Origin of the sequence: Ureaplasma diversum NCTC 246 (assembly GCF_000731915.1) — a bacterium.
GTDB classification, from domain to species: Bacteria; Bacillota_I; Bacilli_A; order Mycoplasmatales; family Mycoplasmoidaceae; genus Ureaplasma; species Ureaplasma diversum.
Genome location: NZ_JFDP01000105.1, coordinates 1 through 830 on the forward strand (window position 1 = coordinate 1; position 830 = coordinate 830).

At 29.9% G+C, this 830-nt stretch carries 1 protein-coding gene; it reads right to left on the reverse strand.

From position 1 onward, the window contains the following. Window positions 1–190 precede the first annotated feature (190 nt). Window positions 191–830, reverse strand: a 640-nt coding sequence (locus tag UDIV_RS04105; RefSeq protein WP_038103740.1) for an IS30 family transposase, incomplete at its 5' end; no start/stop codon positions are given.

The window sequence follows — 830 nt, forward strand, 5'->3', positions numbered from 1 at the left end:
TTCCTCGAAAGTAAGTTCAATTGCAACACCGCACTTGGGCTTACTTTTATTCTACATACTCGAATAGAAAAAGTGTCATTTTTGGATAAATTTGATTATTTTTTGTACAAAATTAATAAATTGGCAAGACAAAAAATACTCTTTTACAAAAAGAAGTGTATTGTTGGTCGAAACAAATTTATAACTATATTTAATTAATTGAAGCGTGATTGTTTAGATTTCTAAATAGATCGTTTGCTGATTTTCAACCCAAGATTTCTCTTGGCATATTGTTTATTTTTTCAGTTATTTCGTCAAGAATGTCTTGGTTTATTTCGTTAAAGTCAAACCCTTTTTTGTATTCTCTTCTTATTAAAGAGTTTCAGTTTTCATTTGATCCTCTTTGGAATGAAGCGTATGGTTCAGCTTTATATATTTTGATATCTAATCATTTACCTAAAAGTCCAATTTTTTCAAATTCAACTCCGTTATCAACAGTTATTGTTTTAACAACCAGGTTTTTATCAATAACCAATTTTCTGATTATTGAGTTGATCTTCATAGAATTTTTACTTGGCACTAAAACTGCAAATCCAACCCTAGATTTTCGTTCTGTAAAGGTAAGAACATTGTTATATCCAGTAGCTCTTTTACCAATAACTAAATCAATTTCTCAGTGTCCATATTCTTCGCGTAAATCAATGTATTTTGGGCGTGTTCATATTGGAAAAACATATTTTACACTAGATGAAACAAGGCGATTTACAACATTTGCAAACCGTTTCCCGCCCTTTTTATATCTTCTTCTTAGGGTATCCATCTTAGAAATTGCTCATTTTCCGGTTTTAATT